At 68.8% G+C, this 6404-nt stretch carries 2 protein-coding genes and 1 pseudogene; all 3 read left to right on the forward strand.

Translation table 11 applies throughout. The features are described 5' to 3' along the window. Position 1 precedes the first annotated feature (1 nt). Entirely contained in the window at positions 2–829 is an 828-nt protein-coding gene (locus tag ASD90_RS19995) for a serine hydrolase (protein ID WP_056760251.1), read from the forward strand. A 310-nt stretch (positions 830–1139) separates the two neighbouring features. After that, positions 1140–4496: pseudogene (locus tag ASD90_RS20000) on the forward strand (Ig-like domain-containing protein); the annotation flags it as partial. A gap of 52 nt (positions 4497–4548) precedes the next feature. Then, on the forward strand, positions 4549–6404 hold a 1856-nt coding region (locus ASD90_RS24570; protein ID WP_255358592.1), incomplete at its 3' end, for an MBG domain-containing protein.

Raw genomic sequence — 6404 nt, forward strand, 5'->3', positions numbered from 1 at the left:
CATGGATCTCGAGCTTCCCGACGCCGGCGGAGTCACGTGGTCGGTGTGCGTCCGTGACGGATTGGGTATGCCGTTGGCTTCCGCGGGTGCCGACGCACCCTTGCGCACGGCTTCCGTCGGCAAGGTCCTGCTCCTCGTGGAGACCGCCCGGCTCATCGCTGCCGGCGAGCTCTCCCCCGACGAGCCGCTGACCCGGTCGGTCGACCTCTGGGTCGGCGACTCCGGCCTGTGGCACACCCTGTCGGTCGAGACCCTGCCCCTCATCGACGTCGCGGCCCTCGTCGGCGCCGTCTCCGACAACCTCGCGACCAACGTCCTGCTCCGGCGGGTCGGGCTCGCCGAGGTCGCGGCCCGCGCCACGTCCCTCGGCCTGCGTGCAACTGCCCTCCACGACCGGGTGCGCGACGTCCGTGGCGCCGACCACCCGGCCACCCTGTCGACCGGTACCGCCGCCGAGCTGAGCCAGCTCATGGCCCGACTCGCGTCGGGCACCGCCGCCGGCCCGGACGCGGATCGCCTCGTGCGCCAGTGGCTCTCGGCCAACGTCGACCAGTCGATGGTCGGCTCGGCCCTCGTCGAGCAGGGCGGCCTCGACCCGATCGCCCACCATGCGTCGCTGGACCTGCCGACGACGTTCTGGAACAAGACCGGGACCGACGCCGGGGTGCGGGCCGACGTCGGCGCCGTGACCGCGGGCGACCGGACGGTCACCTGGGCCGCCGTGGCCAACTGGGACCCCTCCCCCGGCACGACGCTCGACCACCTCACGGTCTGGGCGGTCCTCCGCGGAATGCGCCACATCGGCGAACAGGTCCTCACCCAGCTCTGAGGAATGCCGAACCGGCATCCCCGCGCAAACCGAAGCAACCATCAACAGGCTGCGCCGATGTGAGGCACTTGTCCGTCACCGAACGCCACCCACTCTTGAATGATCGGTGGTCCGTGAGACGCGAACTTTGTCGCGAAGGGCACACCCATGCGGGAACAAAGAGCCTATTTCAGACACAGCGAATTCCCATGCGCCTCAAAGGAACCCAGAAATGTGGATTCCGCATACACGCGCCCTCGCATCGACTTAGTTTGTGCGCACGTCGAGTCCCGGGGGCGAGTTTGTCGGCGCCAGCCAAAGGGGACCCGCCATGTCTGTACGTCGTACTTTGTTCGCTACCGCCGAAGGCAGAGCGACGTCCAGTCCACTCCATGTTTTGCGCCGGGTGACCGCTGCCGTGGCGGCCACTGCCACGGTGGCCGTGCTGGGTGCCACGACGCTCCCGGCAAGCGCCTCCACGTCCAGCGGGCCGAGCACCGTCCGCCTCATCGTGCGGACGGCCACCACCCCGAACGCGACGACCGCGGCATCTCTCGTCGGTCGCGGCGGTGGGACGCAGAAGCGCGCGCTCCCCGCATTGCGCGCTCTCGTCGTCGAGGTCCCCGAGGCCTCGGCGAGTTCCGTCAAGGCGCGGTACAAGAACCTGCCTGGTGTCGTCTCGGTCGAGGACGACACCACTCGGAAGGCAGCCGCAGTCCCGAACGACCCGGCATACCCCGGTCAGTGGGCGCTCCCTAAGATCGGCTGGGACACGGCTCCGGCCGTCAGCGGGTCCGCGACGATCGCCGTGCTCGACACCGGTGTCGACGGAGCCGACGGGGATCTCTCGGCGCGGCTCGTCCCGGGCTGGTCGGCGTTCTCCGCCACCGATGGATCGCCGGCAGACCCGACACAGGACCCCAGTGGTCACGGAACGTGGGTGGCCAGCATCGCCGCCGGGGCAACGGACAACGGCGTGGGAATCGCCGGCGTGGCCGGCTCCGGCGCCAAGGTCATGCCTGTGCAGGTCCTCGGGGAAGACGGACAGGGACAGGACAGCGACGTCATCGCCGGACTCACGTTCGCGGCGGACCACGGCGCAGACGTCATCCTCATGGCTTTCAGCAACCCGACATACTCCCAGACCTTGCAGGACGCCGTCGACTACGCGTGGTCCAAGGGTGCCGTGGTCGTTGCGGCCACTGGTAACGACGGCTCCACGACCCCGACCTACCCAGCCGGCGCCGCCAAGGTGGTCGGCGTCTCCGCGACAGACGTCGACGACACGATGTGGAACCGCTCGAACTCCGGGGAGGACACGTTCCTAGGGGCACCCGGCGTGGGCGTCACGGCCGACGCCGTCGGGGGCGGCACCACCTCCGTGACGGGCACCTCCGCCTCTGCCGCCATCGTTGCCGGCGCGGCTGCCCTCCTCAAGGGCGCCGACGCAAGCGCGACGCCTGGCACGATCGTGGGTCGACTCGCGCGCAACGCGGACCCGGCCGGCACCGTGACCGAGACCGGCAACGGTCGCGTCAACGTGGCCCGCGCACTGGGCGATACCGACTCGTCAGAGGTCACTCCGGTGGGGACCAATGGGGCGTTGAGCGGCGGCCCGTTCGTGGGTCCGTATGTCTCAGCAGCGCAGTTCGACGTCGCGCTCCAGGGCCAGTCATCAGGCTCAACCCCGTGGATCAACGGCAACCTCGCCGGCTGGAGCGAGCTGGAGACCATTCCGCTGCGACTGCACCTGACGAACGGTGGAGGCACCCAGGCCGTCACCATCCAGTTCGACCACACCAGCTCTGGAGGCGTCCCGGGCGTTCAGGACCTCTTCAACTTCGTCCCCGGACCGGGCTCGTCCATCACTGCCGGGCCGACCTTGTCCGCTCCCCCCGGCGCAACCAAGTGGTCCTACAACCTGACCGTCAGCTCGACCGTGGCGACGGCCGACATCACGCTGTCGGCCAAGCTCGCCGCCGGGGCCCACAACTTCACCGGCAGTTCCCTGGCCATCGGCGACAACAGTGTGGGCGGACAGCTCCAGATCGCCAAGCCGGCGGCCAAGGTCGGAAACCCCGATCTGACAGTGGTCAAGACGGGCCCGACGTCGGCGTTGCCCGGAGCCACCGCCAGCTACACCCTTGCCTACTCGAACAAGGTCGGCGCTACCACGTCCGCAACCGGGGTCCAGCTCACCGACACGCTCCCCGCCGGGGCGGCATACGTCCCCAACAGCTGCAGCGGCACGTGCACGGTCATCGGCAACGTCGTCAGCTGGGATCTCGGGACCCTCGCCACCGGCGCCACGGGCTCGCGGACGCTGCAGGTCACGTTCCCCGCAAACGCCGCCTTCGGGGCGACCTACACCGACACGGCCCAGATCCTGAGCGCGGAGAACGACGCGACGCCGCTCGACAACTCGTCGTCAGTGACCACCACGATCTCCTTCAACCGGGCCCCCGTCGCCACAGGGGACAGCTACGTCACCAACGAGGACTCGGTTCTCACGGTCTCCACTCCCGCCACGGGGGTCCTGTCCAACGACACCGATGCCGACGGCAACACCCTGACCGCCGTGAAGGTGACGAACCCGAGCCACGGCACCGTCGTGGTCAACACCAATGGCACGTTCACGTACACCCCAACCGCCAACTACAACGGACCCGACAGCTTCACGTACAAGGCGAACGACGGCAGCGCGGACTCCAATGTCGCCACGGTCAGCATCTCGGTCAGGCCCGTGAACGACGACCCCGTCGCGGCGAGCGGCAGTGTCTCCGTGGTGTCCGGCAGCAGCAACAACGTCCTTGGCCTGTCGGGCACCGACGTCGAGACGACGACCGGCAACCTCGCGTACGCCATCACGGGCGGCCCGAGTCACGGCACCCTCAGCGGCAGTGGCACGTCGATGGTCTACACCCCCGCCGCTGGATACTCGGGTGCCGACTCTGTCACGTACACGGTCACGGACCGAGGCGACCCCGACAACTGCGGCACTGTCGTGGCCAACACGTGCACCGCCGTCAGGACGTCAGCACCGGCGACAGTCTCCATCACGGTCACGGCTCGGGGAACGAGCACGAGCAGCGCCCCCGCGACGGCCACCTACGGCGACCCGTCCGTCCTGCTGACGGCATCGGTCAGCGCCGGCGCCGGCACCGCTACCGCCGGAAGCGTCACCTTCACCGTGAAGTCCGGCGCAACGACGATCGGTACCGCCACGTCGGCGGCGGTGAACGGCAGCGGCCAGGCGTCGGTCACATATGCGATCCCGGCCGGCACGGCCATCGGCAGCTACACCGTCCTCGTCGACTACGCCGGGAGCGGCGGCTTCAGCGACAGCAGCACCAGTGGCACGCTCACGATCACCAAGGCGGCGCTGTCGATCACCGCGGACGACAAGGCCAAGGTGTACGGCTCCACCAACCCGTCCCTCACCGGCAGCATCGCCGGCATCAAGAACGGCGACGCGATCACCGCGACCTACGCCACGACGGCCACCGCGGCCAGCGGCGTCGGCTCGTACGCGATCGTGCCCACGGCCGTCGACTCCACCCCGTCGACCCTGTCGAACTACACCGTCACCTTGGTGAACGGTTCGCTCTCCGTGACGAAGGCGGCGTTGACGGTCACGGCGGACCACAAGTCCAGGACGTACGGGGACGCGAACCCGGCCCTGACGGTCTCCTACACCGGGTTTCGTCCTCGGCCAGACCGCCTCGGTGCTGGGCGGGACGTTGACCGTCACGACCGCGGCGACCCCGGCCAGCGCCGTCGGCACCTACGCGATCACCGCGGCCGGTCAGACGAGCAGCAACTACGCCATCACCTACGCGCCCGGCACCCTCACCGTCACCAAGGCCCCGCTGACGATCACCCCGGCCAACGAGACCAAGGTGTACGGCGCAGCCCTGCCCACCCTGACCGGCACCATCACCGGCATCAAGAACGGTGACGACATCACCGCGTCGTACGCCACGACCGCGACAGCCTCCAGCCCCGTCGGCGGCTACCTCATCACCGCGACCCCGCTCGACCCCGACACCAAGCTCGGCAACTACACCGTCACGAACAACACCGGCACCCTCACCGTCACCCAGGCCGCGCTCGTCGTCACCCCCGCCAACAAGAGCCGCCTCTACGGCGAGGCCAACCCTGCCCTGACCGGCACCCTGACCGGCGTCGTCGCCGGCGACGGCATCACCGCCAGCTACTCCACCACTGCCGTGGCCACCAGCCCGGTCGGGGACTACCTGATCACCGCGACCCTGAACGACCCCGACACCAAGCTGGCCAACTACAGCGTCACCACGAACACCGGCACCCTCACCATCACCAAGGCCCCGCTCACAGTCACGGTCGACAGCCAGAACAAGAACTACGGCGACGCCAACCCCGCCCTGACCGGCACCATCACCGGCATCAAGAACAGCGACCCCATCACGGCGTCGTACTCCACCACCGCCACCGTCACCAGCAGCATCGGCTCCTACCCGATCACCGCGACCCTGAACGACCCGAGCACCAAGCTCGGCAACTACACCGTCACCAACACCGCCGGCACCCTGGTCATCTCCCAGGCGCAGCTGATCGTCACCGCCGACAACGCCTCGCGCCCCTACGGCGACGCCAACCCCGCCCTGGGCGGAACCCTGACCGGCGTACGCAACGGCGACGACATCACCGCCACCTACGCGACAGCCGCCACACCGGCCAGCCCCGTCAGCACCTACGCCATCATCCCGACCCTGCACGGCGACACCAGCAACTACACCACCCAGGTGAACAACGGCACCCTCACCATCACCAAGGCCCCGCTCACCATCACCCCGGCCAACAAGACCAAGGTCTACGGCGACGCCAACCCCACCCTGACCGGCACCATCACCGGCATCAAGAACGCTGACGACATCACCGCCACCTACGACACCACCGCCACCACCTCCAGCCCGGTCGGCGGCTACCCCATCACCGCCACCCTGGCCGACCCCGACACCAAGCTCGGCAACTACACCGTCACCAAGAACACCGCCACCCTCACCGTCACCAAGGCACCCCTGACGATCACCGCCGACAACAAGAGCCGCACCTACGGCGAGGCCAACCCGACCCTGACCGGCACCATCACCGGCATCAAGAACAGCGACGCGATCACCGCGACCTACGCCACCGCCGCAACCGCAGCCACCGGCGTCGGCACCTACACGATCGTGCCCACCGCCGTCGACTCGAGCCCAGCCACCCTAGCCAACTACGACCTCACCCCGGCCTACGGCACCCTCACCATCACCAAGGCACCCCTGAGCATCACCGCCGCGGACAAGACCAAGGTGTACGGCTCCGCCAACCCGACCCTCACCGGCACCATCACCGGCACCCAGAACGGCGACGCGATCACCGCGACCTACGCCACGACCGCCACCGCCGCCAGCAACGTCGGCACCTACACGATCGTGCCCACCGCCGTCGACTCCACCCCAGCCACCCTTGCCAACTACCAGGTGACCCTCGTCAACGGCTCGCTCACCATCACCAAAGCACCCCTGACCATCACCGCCGACGACAAGACCAGAACCTACGGCGACGCCAACCC

Origin of the sequence: Terrabacter sp. Root181, from assembly GCF_001428505.1 — a bacterium.
GTDB lineage: Bacteria > Actinomycetota > Actinomycetes > Actinomycetales > Dermatophilaceae > Terrabacter.

Excerpts from the sequence above, each read along its gene's own strand:
- ASD90_RS19995 (WP_056760251.1), top strand. The coding sequence starts at position 2 with ATGGATCTCGAGCTTCCCGACGCCGGCGGAGTCACGTGGTCGGTGTGC.